This is a genomic window from Arthrobacter sp. Hb9-2 (assembly GCF_059091165.1).
The window spans coordinates 59,042-75,635 of record NZ_JBNHGJ010000024.1 but is presented as its reverse complement, the minus strand read 5'-3'; the positions used below and the strand labels follow the sequence as shown (position 1 = coordinate 75,635).

The following is a 16,594-nucleotide window of genomic DNA, read 5'->3' as shown; positions in this document are numbered from 1 at the left end:
CCTCCCGCGCCTTGGCGATGTTGCTGCGCGCGGCACTCAGGAGGCGGCCGCCCGTGGCGGCAATGCCCGCAGCGGTGGCAGTGATCCCGGCCGCGGCAAAGAAGCGACGGCGGCTTGTCCCCGGGTGCGGCGTGTCGCCGGCAACGTCGGCGGGGGCTTCAGGCCAGGCTTTCACCGTCCACAGCGGGGCGACCAGGAACCGCAGGGCCGCCAGGCCCGCGAGGGTCCCCAGCACTGACGGGATGGCGTCCACCGGATCCACACCTGCCCGGGTCACCACGCTGGCCACGATGACCGTACCCATAAACAGGACGCCCAGAACGCCCAGCGCCCACCGGCGGTACGCCACCACGCCCAGCACGCAGGCAAGGGCGCCAATGGTCAGCGCCATGCCAACAAAGAGGGCGGCTTTGTCATTGGTGCCGAACGTAGCGATCGCAAAGTCCTTCAGCCACGACGGCGTGAAATCGATGAAGGTGGACCCCAGCGCGAGAACGGGTGTGGCGCGGGCAGTAAAAAACGCTCCAACCAGCTCAGCCACGGCAAGGACGACGGCGGCAGCCACCACGCCTGCCAGCGCGGCCATTGCGGTGGGACCCTTGAGCCAATTCCGAAGCATTTTCATGACATAGGTTCGGAGCGGAGCGGGCCGGGGATTGTTTCCGGAGCTGACACAGCTTAGGAGGGGGCAGGGTGCACAAAGTACCCTTGGAGACTGTGAAGGTACTCGTCATCGGCCCCGGAGGCCGCGAACACGCCATTGTCCGCTCCCTGCTCGCCGACCCCAACGTGTCCGAGGTCCATGCAGCTCCCGGCAATGCCGGCATCAGCAAGCTGGTCCCCACCCATAAGATCAACGGCAATGATCCCGACGCCGTAGCCGCCCTGGCCACGAAGCTCACTGTGGACCTTGTGGTCGTGGGCCCGGAGGCGCCGCTCGCAGCTGGCGTTTCCGACGCCGTGCGCGCAGCAGGCATCCCGGTGTTCGGCCCCAGCAAAGCGGCCGCTCAGCTCGAAGCCTCCAAGGCATTCGCCAAGGAAATCATGGCCGAGGCCGGTGTGCCCACGGCCATGGCCATGGTCGCCACCAACGCCGACGAAGCCGCCTCAGCCCTGGACACCTTCGGTGCGCCCTACGTGGTGAAGGACGACGGGCTCGCCGCCGGCAAGGGGGTGGTGGTCACCAGGAACCGCGACGAAGCCCTGGCCCACGCACAGTCCTGCTTCGACGCCGGCGGCTCGGTGGTGATCGAGGAGTTCCTGGACGGCCCCGAGGTTTCCGTTTTTGTCCTCTGCGACGGCCAGAACACCGTGCCCCTCTCACCGGCCCAGGACTTCAAGCGCATCTTCGATAACGACGAAGGACCCAACACCGGCGGCATGGGCGCTTACACCCCACTGGAATGGGCGCCGGCAGGCCTTGTCCAGGAAGTGATTGACCGCGTGGCCCAGCCCACGGTCAACGAGATGGCCCGCCGCGGAACCCCCTTTGTTGGCGTACTGTTCGTGGGGCTGGCGCTGACCTCGCGCGGCACCCGCGTCATCGAATTCAACGTCCGCTTCGGTGACCCGGAAACCCAGGCCGTGTTGGCCCGGCTCAAGACACCCCTCGGTGCCCTGCTCCTGGCAGCCGCCAAGGGCGAACTGGACAAGGCAGAAGAACTGCGTTGGGCGAAGGAAACGGCAGTCGCGGTCGTCGTAGCGTCCGAAAATTACCCTGACACTCCGCGCACCGGCGACCGCATCCGCGGGCTGAAAAAGGTGGAGGAGCTGGAGGGCGTGCACGTGATCCACGCTGGCACCTCCTTTGACGAGTACGGCAAGGTGGTTTCCGCCGGTGGCCGGGTGCTCGCGGTTGTCGCACTCGGCAGCGACCTGGTGGAGGCACGCGAAAAAGCGTACGACGGCGTGGAGCTGGTCCAGCTGGAAGGCTCGCAGTTCCGCAGTGACATCGGTGGCAAGGCTGCCCGTGGCGAGATCAAGGTCCCGTCCGCATCGACCAGTTCCCTGCCTGTGACGAAAGCGAAGGCCTAGCATGAGCGACAATCCTGCAGCACGCGGTTTCAACGCCAGGACCTTGGACCTGCCGGGCTGGACGCACGTCTACTCCGGCAAGGTCCGTGACCTTTACGAACCGGCCGACGAGTCCATCCTGCAGCGCGTAGGCCAGGATTGCGTGCTGGTGGTGGCCAGTGACCGCATCAGCGCGTTCGACCATGTCCTCACGAGCGAGATCCCCGACAAGGGACGCATCCTCACGCAGCTGAGCCTGTGGTGGTTTGACCAGCTGGATGTGGAGCACCACGTGCTGGGCTCCACGGTGGCGGACGGTGTGCCCGAGGCCGTCGAAGGCCGCGCAATGATCTGCAAGAAGCTGGACATGTTTCCCGTGGAGTGCATCGCCCGCGGCTACCTTGCGGGCTCCGGGCTGCAGGAGTACCGGTCGTCCGGGACGGTATGCAGCATTCCGCTGCCCGAGGGCCTGGTGGACGGCTCGCGGCTGGAACAGGCCATCTTCACCCCGTCGGCCAAAGCGGAAGTGGGTGAGCATGACGAAAACATTACCTATGACGCCGTCGTGGCCATGGTTGGTGACGATATCGCTGCCCGGCTGAGAGACCTCACCCTGCAGATCTATACGACGGCGGAAGCGGTTGCCCGGGAGCGTGGCATCATCCTGGCCGACACCAAGGTGGAGTTTGGCTACGACGCCGTCTCTGGCTCCATCACCTTGGGTGATGAGGTGCTCACCCCGGATTCCTCACGGTTCTGGGACGCTGCTACTTACCAGCCGGGACAGGCACAGCCTTCCTACGACAAGCAGTACGTCCGGGACTGGCTGACATCGGCCGAATCGGGCTGGGACAGGGCTTCCGATACGCCTCCGCCGGCGCTTCCGGAAGAGGTCATCGCACGTACCCGCAGCCGCTACGTTGAGGCCTACGAGAAACTGACCGGAAAAACCTTCGCCTGATACCGTCGCCTGACGGAGCCCCAGCTGCTCCCGGCGAATCGTGTGCTGCTAACTGGCCGCCGTGGCAGCAGCTGCCCGCTTTTGGGCCAGTTTTATTTCCAGGACCGCGTCCAGTGCCTGCTGGACGCGGTCTGCTGCTCCTGCCGCACTGAAGGCCTTCTGGGCTTCCTCGAGGTACACCAGGGCTTCGTCCGACTCGCCGGCCGCCTTCAGCGACTTGCCCAGGAGGAGGGAAACTTCTCCTGCCGTGTGCTTGGCAAGGGCCTCGCGCTCGGCGTGGATTTCCCGGAGCTTCTCCACTGCGGCAACAATGTCGCCGGTCAGGTACAGCCAGCGGGCGCGGATAAAGGCGACCTCCAGCTCATCACTCTTGGTTCCACTGACGATTGAAAAGGCAAGCTCAGCCCGCTCGATGGACGAAAGCGTTTCAGGTTCCACTATTCCGGACGACAGCCGTACCGCTGCGGAAGCCTTGTTGAAACGGGCCCACAACTCAATATCGTTTGCCGGTGACAGCAGTTTCGCGGCCCGTTCGTGGTGCTTGACGCCTTCGACGTAATCGTGCCGCATGAACGCCACGTTGCCGATGACCCAGGCCACCTCGCCGGCAAGTTGAGACATGGCGTCCTCATCTACCTGCGCCAGCAATTCCTGGCAATACTTCCAGGCTTCATCAAGGCGGCCACTTTCAGCCAACGCGCCGATCAGCGCCCGCAGTGCGCCGACAGTGATAATTGAGCCCTTGGGTAACTGCCCGGCGAAGGCGACGGCTTCCAGTGCATGGTCCACGGCAGCCGTCAGCTGGCCCTGGCGCTGGTAGACGACGGCGAGCATCTGGCGGGCACGCGCGCCCAAACCCACCGATTCCTTTGCCATAGGATGCTCGAGCAGCCTTTCCACCAGCTGCCTGCATTCCAGCAGGTCGCCATGCTTCAGCAGGCACTCGGCCTGCATGTAACTCATGTTCCACCAGGCGCTGGTGTTTCTTCCGTCCAATGCTATCTGTGCAGCTGCAGCAGCATGGCTTGCGGCGAGCGGGTAGTCCCGCAGGTCCCAGGCCTGGCGGGCGTACAGCCCGGCCAGAACGTATTCAGCGTCGCTGAGGGTGATCGGCTGGCTCCAGGCCTCCAACGCCTTGGGCGCAAGTTCCAGCCTGCGTGCCAGTTCTTCGATGACCTCCGCTGTTGGCTCCCTACGGCCTGTTTCCAGTAGAGATATGTAGCTGGGTGAATACAGGTCTTTGCCCAGTTCAGCCTGTGTAAGCCCCCGCTCGAGTCGCTCCGCCCGGAGCTTCTCCCCGAATCCGTTGCCCACGGGATTCCTCCTTTCTTCACAGGTTTCCGTTTAGCGCTTGACAGCCCCTGTGGAAAACATTTTACAATGTATGTCAACAAGGACAGTGCTGGCTTTGTAACGAATCCGACTCGTATTGAGGAACATATATGTTGAAGAAGATTGCAGCGGCAGCCGCGCTGGCTGGGGCCTTGGCGTTTTCTGCGGCGGCTCCGGCCGTCTTGTCTGCAGGTTCCATCGCCGACACAGAACAGGTCTCTGTAGCGAGGACCGGGAACTGGCCGGATCCTGTATCGCAGCCGGTCAAAGAGAAGAAGTCCGGCAGCACCTACACCGCCTACACGGGCAACTGGCCTGACCCGGTTTAGTAGCTTCCTCAACTAAGGAGGCGAGGGTGGCCCCGGAGCATCTGCTCCGGGGCCTTTCCCTTTCCCTGGGAAGTCCATCCAGTCAGGCTGCCAGGAACGCAAAAAGAGGGCCTCCGTAAGGAGACCCTCTTCCATTTGGTCGGGATGACAGGATTTGAACCTGCGACCTCTTCGTCCCGAACGAAGCGCGCTACCAAGCTGCGCTACATCCCGATCCGCTGCAAAAGCAACTTTACAAGAATAGCCGATACCGGTGCCTGATGCGAAATCCGCAGTCAGGGTGGGCGGCTAGACCAACGAGTCCTTCCATGCCCCGTGTAGGTCGGCGAAGCGTCCGCCGCCGCCGATCAGATCTGCGGGCGACCCGTCCTCCACAATTCGGCCGTCGTGGACCACCAACACCCGGTCCGCCGTCTCCACCGTGGACAACCTGTGGGCAATGATCAGGGCCGTCCTGCGGGCAGCGTCCGTGCCTGCCAGCAGCCGGGCCAGGCCGCTCTGCACCAGCCTCTCCGAGGGGATGTCCAGCGAGGATGTGGCTTCGTCCAGGATCAACACGGCGGGGCGGGCCAGGAACGCCCGGGCAAAGCTGATGAGCTGGCGTTGCCCCGATGACACCCGGCCGCCGCGCTTGTTGACGTCCGTGTCATAACCCTCAGGGAGGTCAAGGATGAATTCGTGCGCGCCCACGGCCTTGGCCGCTTCCTCGATCTCGGCGCGTGACGCTTCCGGCCGGCCAAGGGCGATGTTCTCTGCAACGGAGCCGCTGAACAGGAAGGCCTCCTGGGTGACCATCACGATGTTCCGTCTCAGGTCCGTGGTGCTGAGGTTGCGGAGGTCCACTCCATCCAGCGTGAGGGAGCCGGACGAAACATCGTAGAAGCGGGCTATCAGCTTGGCCAAGGTGGATTTCCCGGCTCCGGTCTGGCCCACCAGGGCAACGGTCTGGCCCGCAGGGATGTGCAGGTTCAGGGTGGGAACGATGACCGGCCCGTCGCCGTAGCGGAATTCCACGTTCTTGAAGTCGATCGAACCCCTGGCGTTCTTCAGGGCGACAGGATTCTTGGGTGGCCGCACTGTGGGGACTTCCTCCAGGAGGCCGGACACCTTTTCCAGCGCTGCCTGGGCACTCTGGAAGGAGTTGTAGAACATCGCCATCTGGTCCACCGGCTGGAAGAACCTCTTGGTGGAAAGGATGAGGGCCAGCAGCACACCTACCGCAAGATCTCCGGTGAGGACACGGAATCCGCCGAAGAGCAGGACCACGGCGACGCAGACGTTGCCGATCAGCACCAGCCCGGGTTGGAAGATCCCGTTGAGGTTGATGGACCGGACGGTGACCAGCCTGTAGTCCTCCGCGAGCTTCCCGTAACGTTCGGCGTTTTCGCGTTCCTTGCGGAAGGCCTTCACTGCCCGGATCCCGGTCATTGTCTCCACGAAGTGCACGATCAGCCGGGCAGACACCACCCGCGACTCCCGGAAGGCGATCTGGGAGTGCTTTTGGTACCAGCGGGCCAGGAAGTACATGGGCACGCCTGCCGCGAGCACCAGCAGGCCGCTGCGCCAGTCCAGGGCGAACACCGTTATTGCGGTGAAAATCATGAACAGCATGCCCGACGCCAAAGAACTGACACCGGAATCCAGGAGCTCGCGGAGTGCTTCCAGGTCTGAGGTTTGCCGGGCAATAATCCGGCCGGACGTGTACTTTTCGTGGAATTCAAGGCTCAACCGCTGGGTGTGCCGGAAAACCCGAAGGCGCAGGTCCAGCAGCATGGCCTGGCTCAGCTTGGCAGTGGAGGTTACGTACAGGGCGGTGAGTCCCGCCGTCGCAATCGCTGCCAGCAGATACGCGACGCCGGTGAGCACCAGGGGCAGGTTGTCTCCGGCCTGCAGGGCGGGCAGCGCGTTGTCGATGCCGAAGGCGATCAGCGCCGGGCCGGCCACCCGTGCGGCCTGGGAGAGGACCACGGTGGCTATCGTCAGCCAGAACCGCAGCCGGACCGGCCGGATGAGGGAGCGCAGCAGTGCCAGCGACCGGCGTCGTACGGCCCTGCTGTCGCTCTTGCTGAGGTGGGCGTTGTCTTCGTTGGCGGTGCCAAACGTTGCGGTGCTCATCGGGTTACTTCCTCTGCCGGGATACCCGCTTCTTTGAGCTCCGACAGCTCGGAGTCCAGGTCCCGGGGTTCCTGGTCAAGGCTGGCGATGACGTAGCGGTAATGGTCGTTGCCGGCCAGCAGTTCCGTATGGGTTCCGACGGCGGTGATGCGGCCGTCCTCCAGCAGCGCCACCCGGTCCGCCAAAGCAACTGTGGACGGCCGGTGGGCCACGATCAGCGTTGTCGTGTCCTTCAGTACGGCGCGGAGCCGCGTTTCCACGAGTTCCTCGGTGTGGACGTCCAGGGCGGACAACGGGTCATCCAGCACCAGCACCTTCGGGCGGGCGGCAATGGCCCGGGCCAGGGCTATCCGCTGCCGCTGCCCGCCGGACAGGCTGAGGCCTTCCTCGCCGATGAGGGTGTCCAGGCCCTCGGGCAGGGAATAGGCAAAGTGCGCCTGCGCCACGTCCAGGGCCTCCTCCAGGACGGCATCAGTGCGGACCGGGGCGCCGAGCAGGACGTTGTCTCGCACCGAATTGGAGAACAGCGTGGTGTCCTCGAAGGCGACTGCCACGATGCGGCGGAGCTCCTCCACGTCAAAGTCCCGCAGGTCCACTCCGTCGATGGTGATGGAGCCGTCGGTGACGTCGTACAGGCGCGGCACGAGCTGGATCAGGGCGCTCTTGCCGCTTCCGGTGATTCCCACCAGGGCCATCGTTTCACCGGGGCGGAGGTCGAGGTTGATCTCCTTCAGGATGGGCTTGTCCGGAGCGTCCTCGAAGGCGAAGGTGGCGTTGTTGAAGCGGAGGGCACCAGCGATGTGGGCTGGCAGCCGGGGCTCGGGCGGGCTTGTGATGCTGTTGGCCGAGTCCATCACTTCGAAGTGGCGGTCGACGGCGGTTTTGGCAGTGAGTGCCATGGCCAGCAGCATGCCGGAGAACTCAACGGGGGAGGCGATGACGGCTGCGGTGGCAAAGAAGGCCACCAGCGCACCAATGCTCAGCTGGCCGCTGGCGCACAGCATCACGCCCACCACGAGTCCCGCGCCAAGGGCGAGCTCCGGCAGCAGGGTGACCACCATGGTGAAAGTTGCCTGCTGGCGTGCCTTGTCAATCTCCGTCTGGCGCAGTTCCTCGGCTTGTTCCTCGAAGTTTTCGAGGGCTTCCCGGCTGCGGCCAAAGGCCTTGAGGACGCGGATGCCGTGGACGGATTCCTCCACGGTGGTGGCAAGGTCGCCCGCCTGGTCCTGGCTGCGCCGGGCAACCCTGCTGAAGCGGGTCCGAAACCGGAAACTGTAGGCCATGATGGGCACGGCGGCGGCCAGGAAGATGAGGGCCAGTTGCCAGCTCATGGCGAACATCACGCCAATGCCGATGATCACCGTGAGGGTGGTAACCACCAGCATGATGGCGCCGAAGGCCATCCAGCGGCGCAGGAAGTTCAGGTCCGTCATGGCGCGGGAGAGCAGCTGGCCGGATCCCCAGCGGTCATGGAACGAGACCGTCAGGTCCTGCAGGTGGTCATACAGCGAAATCCGCATCCGGGTCTCAACGGAGGTGGCCGGATTGATAACGAACTGCCGTCGGAGAGCCACCAGCCCGGCCTCAGCCACCCCCAGCACAAGGATGAGGCCGGCCGAGATCCACACGGCTTCCGTGGTGCCCCCCGGGCCAAGCGATTCATTGATCAGCACCCGGAGGACCTGGGGGATGGCCAGGGCAACAACGCTGGCCAGGAGTGCGCACAGAAGTCCCAGGAGAAGCCGGGGGATGATCGGCCTGACATGTGGGTAGAGACGGCTGATGGATCGAAAAAATGGAGTTTGCTTGGCCATGCCCGCTTCTCAAGCTCTAAATCGAATGTAGTTTCCCGTAGCAACTACCCTATGCCATGCCGTGAGCCGATTCACAGGCTTCCGGACCGCATTCGAAGCTTGGCCAGTTATTGCTCTTCGCAATGCTTTCCGCTACTCAACCATCCCGTTGCGCCAACGGTCCACCTGCGGAAAACTGCTTTTCGAAACGGGACTTTCTAGCGCAGCGGAGTCAGTTGGGCGAGGTGAGGGTGAGCAGGACTGCTTCCGGCTTGCACGCGATGCGGACGGGCGCGAAGCGGGAGGTGCCGATGCCGCCGGAGACGTTGACCGGCGTCGTACTGCCGTTGCTTTGCCAATCATTAAGCCCCTTGGCCCGCCACGTGGGGAGGTCGCAGTTGGACACGAGGGCGCCGTAGCCGGGAAGGCACAGTTGGCCGCCGTGGGTGTGGCCCGCGAGCAGGAGGTCGGCGCCGTCCTCTGTGAAGTGGTCCAGCACGCGCTGGTAAGGAGCGTGGATGACGGCAACCTTTAAGTGGGGGGTGGCGTTCTGGTTGATGGTGCCACGGGGCCAACCCGCGTAGCGTTCGCGGTTCAAATGCGGATCGTCCACGCCGGAAAAGTCGAAGCGGATCCCTTCAAGAACCACTGACTGGTGGCGGTTGGTCAGGTCCACCCAGCCGCTCATGCCGAAGCCCGAACGCAGCCGCGGCCAGTCCAGCACAGTGGGTTTGGGCTTGGCCTTGGAGGGTCCCAGCAGGTAGGAAGCCGGGTTCTTCAAACTGGGCGCGAAGTAGTCATTGGAGCCCGGGACAAAAACGCCGGGGAACTCCATGAGGGGGCGGAGAGCCTGCAGGAGCGGGTCCACCGCCTTCGCGTGACTGAGGTTGTCGCCGGTATTGACCACCAGGTCCGGCTCAAGACCGGCCAGGGACTCCAGCCAGGCAGCCTTCTTTTTCTGGCCCGGGACAAAGTGAATGTCGCTCAGGTGCAGGATCCGGAACGGTGCCTGCCCGCGCGGCAGGATGTCCAGCGTTTCTTCGCGGAGGACAAACTGGTTCTTCTCCCACAGGCCATATCCGAAAGCGGCAATACCCGCTGCGGTCCCGGCTCCGGCGGTGACGGCAAAGCCGCGCCCGATGGTTCGGGCGCGGCTGGCCAACGCACTGGTTGAAAACATCCGGCTAGTCGTCATTGTTCCCGCTGTTGTTCCCGCTGCCGTTCCCGTTCCCGTTGCCGTTGCTGCTCGGCTCGGGCGCGGGCTGTGGGGCTGCGGGCGCTGGGGCTGCCGGCGCCTGGGTGGCCCTCGGCGCGGTGGTTGCGGGAGTCCGCGTATTGGTTCCGCCGCCACCGCCGTTCAGCAGGTTGCTGGGCGGCGCGGGGAAGGGCTCCGTGCCGTAGGCAGGCGCGATCCGGGACATGAAGTTGGAGAACATGGGCCCGGCGATCATGTAACCGTCAATGCCCTGGTAGAACTTCCCGTTGACGGTGATGTTCTGGCCGGAGCGGTCCTGGGCGCCCAGGGCGTCACCGAACCAGGCAGCGGTGGCAAGGCCGGTGGTGTGGCCAACAACCCAGGTGGAGCCGTTGTTGTTGGACGTACCGGTCTTGGCGCCGATCGGGAAGCTGGTGCGCGTGGAGATCCGGGGCTGGATCAACGAGCCCGAACCCCGATTGAGGACTTCCTGCAGGGCATAGTTCACGCCGCGGGCAACCTCGGGCTTGACCGCATCCCGGCAGCTGGTGGACTGTGCCGGAAGCTGGGCGCCGGTCTGGTCCGTGACGGAGGTGACGGCGATGGCCTCGCAGTACTTTCCGTCATTGGCGAACGTCGCGAAGGCACTGGCCATGGTCAGCGGGGCGGTCTGCGTGGAACCCAGCAGGTTGCCCAGCGTGGACATGTTGATCTTGGGGTTCGGTTCGCCGTCAGCCGGAAGCCCGCCATGGAGTCCCGTTGCGTCAACGATCTTCTGGATTCCGCAGAAGTCCAGTTGAGCGGCGGAGGCGAAGGTCACGGTGTTGATGGAGTTGTAGAGGCCCTCAAGCACGGACAGGGGCCGGTACCACTGCGGCTCGGCGTTCTGTAGGTCGTCGGCAGCGCCGAGTGCCTTCTGGGCGGTGTTGTAGGCACCGGTGACCTGGCCACAGGTGTTGCGCCACGGGAAGTTCAGCGGGTAGCGGCGCTGGGCTGCGTTCACCACCGTGTTCATGGACTTGCCCTCATTCAGCCACTCGGCAAAGGTGAACGGCTTCATGGTGGAGCCGGGCTGGGCACCGCCCAGGCCGTTAAGGTCGTTGCCGTCCTTGTCCAGCTTGTCCACGTTGAAGTTCACCTGCGAGTCGAAGGACCCTTCGGCCGGCAGGAACGTGGTGTTCTGGGCCATCGAGACAATCTTGCCGGTGTTGGGCTGCACGGAAACCATTGCCGCGCCCCACTTGTCCGGGTTGGCGCCGGCAGAGGCGTTGACCTGTTCCTGCGCCGCTGCCTGTGCGTTCGGATCCAGCGTGGTGGTGATGGTCAGGCCGCCGCCGTAAATAAGGCGTTGCCGCTCTGCAAGGTCCGCTCCGTAGGCCGGGTTGTTCTCCAGCAGGTGGAGGACATAGTCACAGAAGTACGGCGCGGTTGAAGCGTAGGCGCAGCCCTGCTTGGGCTGCGTCACCTTGGTCTCCACCGGAGTGGCGACGGCGGCATCGTAATCAGCCTGGGTGATTTTGCCCTGATTGAGCATCAGGCTCAGAACCAGGTCGCGGCGCTGCTTGGCATTCTCCGGATTGCTGATGGGGTCGAACGCGGACGGGCTGTTGACCAGCCCGGCCAGCAGCGCGGCCTGGGGGAGCGTGAGGTCCTTGGCGGAGGTGCTGAAGAAGAAGCGGGATGCGGCTTCAATGCCGTACGCGTCGCGGTTGAAGAAGACGATGTTCAGGTAGCCCTCAAGGATTTGCTCCTTGCTGAACTCCTTTTCCAGGGCGATGGCCAGCTTCATTTCACGGAGTTTGTCGCCCACACCCTTGTTGACGCCATTGAGCTTGATGTCCTCGTCCCGGCCCTCGGCGGCGAGATTGGAGTTGAGGACGTTGTTCACATACTGCTGTGTGATGGTGGAGGCACCCTGCCTGTTACCGCGCGCAGTGCTGACCAGAGCGCGCAGGATACCCGTGGTGTCCACGCCGCCGTGGTCATAAAAACGGCTGTCCTCGACTGCGATGACAGCTTCTTTGACGAACGGCGAAATCTGGTCCAAGGCGACCTTGGTACGGTTCTCCTTGTAGACGCTGGCGATCTCGCTGCCGTCCGCTGCGAGGATCCGGGTGGTCTGGTTGGGCGGATCGACCTTCAGCTCTGCCGGAAGGGTGTCGAAGAACTCGATCGAACCGCTGGCTGCACTGCCTGAGACGGCTGCCGCAGGGACCAGCAGGCCTGCTACCAGGACACCGCAAATTGCACTCACGCCAAGGAAAACTAGGATCTTTCCGAGGGTGGTGGCAGTGTCGAATAATGGGTTCTTACGAGTCGCCATGTTTTCCACTTTACCGGCAAGGACTAGTCTTTCTCTCATGACCAAATGGGAGTACGCCACGATTCCGCTCATTATTCACGCCACAAAGCAGATTTTGGACCAGTGGGGAGACGACGGCTGGGAGCTCGTCCAGGTAGTCCCCGGACCCGACGGAAACGGCCTGGTTGCCTACCTGAAGCGGGAGAAACAGTAGCATGAGCGCCTCCGCAGAAGCCCCGTCCGGCACCGCTGCCGCACCCATCTCAGCTGTTGAGCAGCGCCTTGCCGAGTTGGGAATCTCACTTCCTGAGGTTGCCGTGCCGGTCGCCTCCTACGTCCCTGCCGTGATTTCCGGCAACCACGTGTACACCTCCGGACAGCTGCCTTTCGTCAAGGGCAAGCTCGAAGCCACCGGAAAGGTTTCCGTCGGCACCGAAGGCTTTGCGGATGAGCCCACGGTTTCCCCTGAGGACGCCCAGCGGTTCGCCGCAATCTGCGCCGTCAACGCCCTGGCCGCCGTCAAGAGCGTCATCGGAGACTTGGATCGGATCACGCGCATCGTCAAGGTTGTGGGTTTCGTCTCGTCCGATCCCTCCTTTACGGGACAGCCCGGCGTTATCAACGGTGCCTCGGAACTGCTGGGCCGTGTACTGGGTGACGCCGGCCAGCACGCACGTTCCGCCGTGGGTGTTTCTGTACTGCCGCTCGACTCTCCTGTAGAGGTCGAACTGATCGCCGAATTCAGCTAGGACCGGTTCTTCCTTTGCCTCAGCTCGCCCGACGCTTGTTTGCACTTCCCCAGGATCTTGAAGGGGCAGCGCAGAGCTGGCTCGAACACGGCGAACGGACCCCGCGGGCAGCGCGCCTCGCTTCTTCCGTTGTCCTGTTGCGTGATTCCCCCACCGGCCTGGAAACGTGGCTGGCCTACCGGCCCGGTTCCTCGCCGCTGGGGGTCCTCGCGTTCCCCGGCGGTTCCCTGGACGCTGCCGACGACGATCCCGTCGGCTGGCTGGGCCCCTCGCCACAGCATTGGGCTGAGCAGATGGGAACGGACGACGTCGGGCTGGCGCGGCGCCACGTGGTGGGCGCCATCCGGGAACTCTTTGAGGAAACCGGTGTGCTGCTTGCCGGCGCCGACATGGCGAGTACCGTCGAGGCCACATCCACGCCGGAATTCATGCGCGCCCGCCTTGCCGTTGCCGAACAGGAAAAGACCTTCCCGGAGGTTCTGGCGAAGCGCGGGCTGTCAGTCCGGACCGATCTGCTGAAGTCCCTCGTGAACTGGCGCAGCCCCGACTTCGCCCACCGCAGGTTCGACACCCGCTACTTCGCAGCCACCGTGCCCCTGAACCAGCAGCCCACACTGCTGGAAGGCAAGGGGGTGTGGGGCAGGTGGGTAAACGCTGCCGATCTCATCGCGGGACGTGACACCACAGCCCTCGGCGATGAGGTGGGCCAGGAAAACACCGTGGGCCGCACCCTCGGCGAGCTCCTGGTGCCCGGGTCCGAGATCATGCTCGAAAAGATGGCGGCTGCGAACGGCTGCATTGCGTACCTCAGCTATAAACGCAAAGCCCATGTGTACCAGCCGCGGCTTGTGGAAGAAGACGGCAGGCTGCTGCTTGAAGTGGAAGCTGCGAAAACCGTCGCGGGGGACCCGCAGCGCGAACGCTAAATTCGGCGGAGCGTGGAGTACGGGCGGCTCGGAAGGTTCCCCGCAGTCCAAGGCCGAACAGACGGTTCCAGCGGAATCTGGCCCCGGCCGTCCTTGATCACCAGGACCACCGTGCCGATCACCGCGGCAAGGGAAGCCAACCCCAGCAGGATCAAAACAACAGCCATAGCCACGGACATCGCCAAGCACCTCTACGTCCAATTTTACCGCTTGGTTGCCTCCATGGCTTTGGTTTCGCAAGCTGCGGGAGGTGATGGGGCGTTCCGCGGACAAACGCAAAAGGCCGCCCCTTGGGGCGGCCTTTATGCTGTTGGGACTAGCGGGAGCGCTGGCGGAGGCGCTGCATGTCCAGGATGACGACGGCGCGGGCTTCGAGGCGCAGCCAGCCGCGCTGGACGAATTCGGCCAGGGCCTTGTTGACGGTCTCGCGGGAGGCGCCGACGAGTTGGGCCAGTTCTTCCTGGGTGAGCTCATGGGCCACCAGGACGCCGTCGGTTGCGGGGCGGCCGAAGCGGTCCGCGAGGTCCAGGAGGGCCTTGGCGACGCGGCCGGGAACGTCGGAGAATACGAGGTCTGACAAGGAATCGTTGGTGCGGCGTAGCCGGCGGGCAAGAGCCTGCAGGAGCTGCGCGGAAACCTCGGGACGGGTGCGCAGCAGGTTGTTCAGGCTTTCATTCTTCAGGCCAGCCAGGCGGGTTTCGGAAACCGCGGTGGCGGTGGCCGTGCGCGGGCTGGGATCAAACAGGGCCATCTCCCCGAAGAGCTCACCCGGGCCGAGGATGGCAAGGAGTGATTCCCGGCCGTCGGGGGAGGTACGCCCAAGCTTCACCTTGCCGGAAACGATGAAGTAGAGCTGGTCGCCCTGGTCGCCCTCACGGAAAACCGAAGCACCGCGGGAAAGGTCCACCTCGGTCAGCTCGTCCGTCAGCAGACGGAATGCGTCGTCGTCGAGCGTGGCGAAAAGGGGTGCTCGGCGCAGTACCTCGATGTCCATAAAATCTCCTGAATAAAAGTGTCGGCTGTGGCGCTTGTGCCATTGTTTCAGAATTTTCAAGGTTCTGTGACGAACTTGGCAGCCAAAACCCCCAAGCGGCGGGTGCCACAGGCGAAGGGGACCCACAGAAGATTGTCAGCGTACGCCACTAGAATGAGGTTTCAACTGTTGATAAGGAGCCTTAGTGGTCGGCTTGACTGTCCTGGACCTGGTCCTGATCCTGGCGCTGCTGTCCTACTTGATTTACGGTCTTCGCAACGGCTTCCTTGTAACAGTTGGCGGTATTGCCGGATTCGCTGCAGGAGCCGTGGCGGCATTTTTCGCGGTCCCCCTTGTGAGCGGCTTCGTTGAGGACTCCGGGTGGAGGCTGACCGCCATTGTGGCCGCCGCCGTCGCACTGGTGGTTCTGGGGCACGGCCTCGGAACCATGATCGGCCGTCAAGTCCGCGGCGCAGTGCGGATTCGGCCCCTACGGGCCGTTGACCGGCTGGTGGGCGGCGCCGTCAACCTGGTGGTTTCCGCGCTGGTGATGTCCATGCTGGCCTTCAGTGTCAGCTCCCTCGGCGTGCCCTTTGTTTCCCAGCAGCTGGCCGAATCCAGGGTTATCCGTTTCATCGACGGCCTGACTCCGGACCCGGTGAAAGCCACCATGGCCCAGTTGCGCTCAACAGTCATCGGTAACGGCATTCCCACCTTGATTGAGGGCCTGGACCAGGGCCCGACAGTGCCCGTGCCGAACGCCAGTACCGACACCCCGGCCCTGAACAGGGCGGCTGAATCAGTCCTGAGAATCGCCGGCACGGCATACCAGTGCGGCCAGAACCAGACCGGCACCGGCTTCGTTGTTTCCGAGGACCGGGTGGTAACGAATGCGCACGTCGTGGCGGGCGTGTCGGAACCCGTCGTGGAGATGCCCGACGGCGGCGCAATGCCCGGCCGGGTGGTTTACTTTGATACCCGGCATGATCTCGCGGTGCTGGCGGTCGACGACCTGCCTGCCCAACCGCTGGCACTGAGCGCGGACCTGCCCAGTGGCAGCCCAGCCGCGTTCGCAGGTTACCCGCATGGCGGACCCTTCCAGTCCCGGCCCGCCACCGTCCAGGACATCACGACGGTGCTGGTGCCGGACATCTACGGCAGCAATCCCTCGCCGGAAGAGATCTACCGGCTTGCTGGAAACGTCCAGCCGGGAAACTCCGGCGGTCCCCTGCTGACCACCGACGGCCAGGTGGCGGGAGTGATCTTCGCCAAGGCGACGTCGGACGCAGAGATGGGGTTCGCCATCACCATGGACGACCTCAACCCGGTCGCAGCGCAGGCGCCGTCGTTGAGTGCTCCCGTTTCCTCGGGGCAGTGCATCCAGAAGTAGCAGCGCCTCCGGAACCGGCCGCAGCGGAAAACCTAGAGGACCTCAGCCAGGTAGTCGATGGCCAGTTTGTAGCCGAATACGCCAGCGCCCACGATCACGGCGGTGCACACCGGCGACAGGAACGAGTGATGCCGGAACTCTTCGCGCTGGTGAACGTTGGTGATGTGCACTTCGACCGCCGGCAGCTGCACGGCGGCAAGGGCATCCCGCAAGGCAACGGACGTGTGCGTGAAGGCGCCGGCGTTGAGGACGATGCCAACGGCGTTTCCACGGGCGGCGTGGATCGTGTCCAGCAGGACGCCCTCGTGGTTTGACTGGACACACTCGGCCACGAACCCGTGTGCCCCTGCAGTCCGGGCGGCTAATTCCTCCACGTCAGCCAGGGTGGACGTACCGTACTTTTCGGGTTCACGGGTGCCCAGCAGGTTCAGGTTGGGCCCATTGATTACCAGGATGGTGCCGCGGCTGATTGATGAAGAGGGTTCGGTCATGCGAGCAAATCTATCGCCTGGGCGG

Annotated in this window: 15 protein-coding genes, 1 tRNA gene and 1 pseudogene; 7 read left to right on the top strand and 10 right to left on the bottom strand. The window is 64.0% G+C overall.

Annotated elements, in window-relative coordinates; translation table 11 throughout:
• Nucleotides 1-625 (bottom strand): annotated as a pseudogene (locus AC5RV1_RS14235) (molybdopterin-dependent oxidoreductase); the annotation flags it as partial.
• 92 nt (nucleotides 626-717) lie between these two features.
• Between AC5RV1_RS14235 and purD the strand changes: the two are divergent.
• Nucleotides 718-2,034, top strand: a complete 1,317-nt coding sequence (gene purD / locus AC5RV1_RS14230; RefSeq protein WP_493994997.1) for a phosphoribosylamine--glycine ligase — start codon at nucleotides 718-720, stop codon at nucleotides 2,032-2,034.
• Between the two features lies 1 nt (nucleotide 2,035).
• A complete protein-coding gene (locus AC5RV1_RS14225) occupies nucleotides 2,036-2,974 on the top strand; it encodes a phosphoribosylaminoimidazolesuccinocarboxamide synthase (RefSeq protein WP_493994993.1) in 939 nt (312 codons plus the stop codon).
• Nucleotides 2,975-3,022: 48 nt separating this feature from the next.
• Here AC5RV1_RS14225 and AC5RV1_RS14220 read toward each other — a convergent pair whose 3' ends face one another.
• Nucleotides 3,023-4,288, bottom strand: coding sequence for a helix-turn-helix domain-containing protein (locus AC5RV1_RS14220; RefSeq protein WP_493949094.1), 1,266 nt, complete (start codon nucleotides 4,286-4,288; stop codon nucleotides 3,023-3,025).
• Between the two features lie 128 nt (nucleotides 4,289-4,416).
• Between AC5RV1_RS14220 and AC5RV1_RS14215 the strand changes: the two genes are divergently transcribed.
• Nucleotides 4,417-4,635 (top strand): hypothetical protein, encoded by a 219-nt coding sequence (locus AC5RV1_RS14215; protein ID WP_493949095.1) that lies wholly within the window; start codon nucleotides 4,417-4,419, stop codon nucleotides 4,633-4,635.
• A 136-nt stretch (nucleotides 4,636-4,771) separates the two neighbouring features.
• On the opposite strand, the gene AC5RV1_RS14210 is transcribed toward AC5RV1_RS14215, so the two are convergent.
• The 5 genes from AC5RV1_RS14210 to AC5RV1_RS14190 all read right to left on the bottom strand — a co-directional run bounded on the left by AC5RV1_RS14210 (nucleotide 4,772) and on the right by AC5RV1_RS14190 (nucleotide 12,061).
• Nucleotides 4,772-4,848: transfer RNA gene (locus AC5RV1_RS14210), tRNA-Pro, on the bottom strand.
• Nucleotides 4,849-4,923: 75 nt separating this feature from the next.
• Nucleotides 4,924-6,750 (bottom strand): ABC transporter ATP-binding protein, encoded by a 1,827-nt coding sequence (locus tag AC5RV1_RS14205; RefSeq protein ID WP_493994992.1) that lies wholly within the window; start codon nucleotides 6,748-6,750, stop codon nucleotides 4,924-4,926.
• Nucleotides 6,747-8,564, bottom strand: coding sequence for an ABC transporter ATP-binding protein (locus AC5RV1_RS14200; protein ID WP_493994991.1), 1,818 nt, complete (start codon nucleotides 8,562-8,564; stop codon nucleotides 6,747-6,749). Before AC5RV1_RS14200 ends, AC5RV1_RS14205 begins: the two co-directional genes overlap by 4 nt.
• 211 nt (nucleotides 8,565-8,775) lie before the next feature.
• On the bottom strand, nucleotides 8,776-9,723 hold the full coding sequence (locus tag AC5RV1_RS14195) for a metallophosphoesterase (protein WP_493994990.1): 948 nt from the start codon (nucleotides 9,721-9,723) through the stop codon (nucleotides 8,776-8,778).
• Nucleotides 9,724-9,727: 4 nt separating this feature from the next.
• Nucleotides 9,728-12,061, bottom strand: a complete 2,334-nt coding sequence (locus AC5RV1_RS14190) for a transglycosylase domain-containing protein (protein WP_493994989.1) — start codon at nucleotides 12,059-12,061, stop codon at nucleotides 9,728-9,730.
• A 37-nt stretch (nucleotides 12,062-12,098) separates the two neighbouring features.
• Between AC5RV1_RS14190 and sp36 the strand changes: the two genes are divergently transcribed.
• From sp36 to AC5RV1_RS14175, 3 genes are read left to right on the top strand one after another with little or no spacing between them, the layout of a single operon-like run.
• Nucleotides 12,099-12,254, top strand: a complete 156-nt coding sequence (gene sp36, locus AC5RV1_RS14185) for a Sp36 family protein (protein ID WP_003797879.1) — start codon at nucleotides 12,099-12,101, stop codon at nucleotides 12,252-12,254.
• A 1-nt stretch (nucleotide 12,255) separates the two neighbouring features.
• Nucleotides 12,256-12,789, top strand: coding sequence for a RidA family protein (locus tag AC5RV1_RS14180; protein ID WP_493949100.1), 534 nt, complete (start codon nucleotides 12,256-12,258; stop codon nucleotides 12,787-12,789).
• A 14-nt stretch (nucleotides 12,790-12,803) separates the two neighbouring features.
• Entirely contained in the window at nucleotides 12,804-13,715 is a 912-nt protein-coding gene (locus AC5RV1_RS14175) for an NUDIX hydrolase (RefSeq protein ID WP_493949101.1), read from the top strand.
• On the opposite strand, the gene AC5RV1_RS14170 is transcribed toward AC5RV1_RS14175, so the two are convergent.
• Nucleotides 13,712-13,894 carry a hypothetical protein gene (locus tag AC5RV1_RS14170; RefSeq protein WP_493994988.1) on the bottom strand — a complete coding sequence of 61 codons (183 nt, stop codon included), beginning with the start codon at nucleotides 13,892-13,894 and terminating at the stop codon, nucleotides 13,712-13,714. The two genes, AC5RV1_RS14175 and AC5RV1_RS14170, sit on opposite strands and share 4 nt — an antisense overlap.
• Before the next feature lie 137 nt (nucleotides 13,895-14,031).
• Nucleotides 14,032-14,709 (bottom strand): Crp/Fnr family transcriptional regulator, encoded by a 678-nt coding sequence (locus tag AC5RV1_RS14165; protein WP_009359192.1) that lies wholly within the window; start codon nucleotides 14,707-14,709, stop codon nucleotides 14,032-14,034.
• A gap of 184 nt (nucleotides 14,710-14,893) precedes the next feature.
• On the opposite strand from AC5RV1_RS14165, the gene AC5RV1_RS14160 reads away from it, so the two are divergent.
• Nucleotides 14,894-16,078: a MarP family serine protease gene (locus AC5RV1_RS14160; RefSeq protein WP_493994987.1), complete on the top strand. Its 1,185-nt coding sequence runs from the start codon at nucleotides 14,894-14,896 to the stop codon at nucleotides 16,076-16,078.
• 32 nt (nucleotides 16,079-16,110) lie between these two features.
• Here AC5RV1_RS14160 and aroQ read toward each other — a convergent pair whose 3' ends face one another.
• Nucleotides 16,111-16,569 (bottom strand): type II 3-dehydroquinate dehydratase, encoded by a 459-nt coding sequence (gene aroQ / locus AC5RV1_RS14155; RefSeq protein WP_493994986.1) that lies wholly within the window; start codon nucleotides 16,567-16,569, stop codon nucleotides 16,111-16,113.
• Between the last annotated feature and the right edge of the window lie 25 nt (nucleotides 16,570-16,594).